This window comes from Streptococcus mitis (assembly GCF_946188695.1).
In the GTDB taxonomy this organism is placed as follows: domain Bacteria; phylum Bacillota; class Bacilli; order Lactobacillales; family Streptococcaceae; genus Streptococcus; species Streptococcus mitis_DF.
Map to the genome: position 1 here is coordinate 1 of NZ_CAMHWI010000040.1, position 875 is coordinate 875.

Sequence of the window (875 nt, forward strand, 5' to 3'; positions counted from 1 at the left end):
TTATCCTTGAGGAAGGTTTTAAAGACAGTCTGAAAAAGAGGATGAACCAGCTTAAGATTGTCCTCAATAAGTCCGAAAAATTTGTCTGCCTCCTTGTTCTGAAAGTGAAAAAGCAAGAGTTGATAGAGATGGTAGTGGTGTTTCAAGTCCTCTGAATAGCTCAAAAGCTTGTCTAAAATCTCTTTATTCGTCAAGTGCATGCGAAAAGTAGGGCGATAAAAACGTTTATCGCTGAGTTTACGACTATCCTGTTGAATGAGCTTCCAGTAACGCTTGATATCCTTGTATTCATGGGATTTTCGATGAAACTGATTCATGATTTGGACACGCACACGACTCATAGCACGGCTCATGTGTTGGACAATATGGAAACGATCCAACACGATTTTGGCGTTTGGAAAAAGCTGTTTAGCTAAGGCATAGTAGGGACTAAACATATCCATAGTAATGATTTTCACCTGACATCGGACTGCTCTATCGTAACGAAGAAAGTGATTTCGGATGACAGCCTGTGTTCTGCCTTCAAGAACAGTGATAATGTTGAGCTTGTCAAAATCTTGTGCAATAAAGCTCATCTTTCCCTTTGTAAAAGCGTACTCGTCCCAGGACATAATCTCAGGGAGGTAAGAAAAATCAGACTTAAAACGGAAGTCATTGAGCTTACGAATGACAGTTGAAGTTGAAATAGCCAGCTGATGAGCAATATCGGTCATAGAAGTCTTTTCAATCAGCTTTTGCGCAATCTTTTGGTTGATGATACGAGGAATTTGATGATTCTTCTTGACGAGAGAGGTTTCGGCGACCATCATTTTCGAGCAATGATAGCACTTGAATCGACGCTTTTTCAGGAGGATTCTAGTAGGCATACCAGTCGT

General features: G+C 40.5%; 1 protein-coding gene. It reads right to left on the reverse strand.

Annotated features, from left to right (window positions below; translation table 11 throughout):
- The coding region (locus N8L33_RS09900) for an ISL3 family transposase (RefSeq protein ID WP_261059744.1) at positions 1 to 875 on the reverse strand (875 nt) is incomplete at both ends.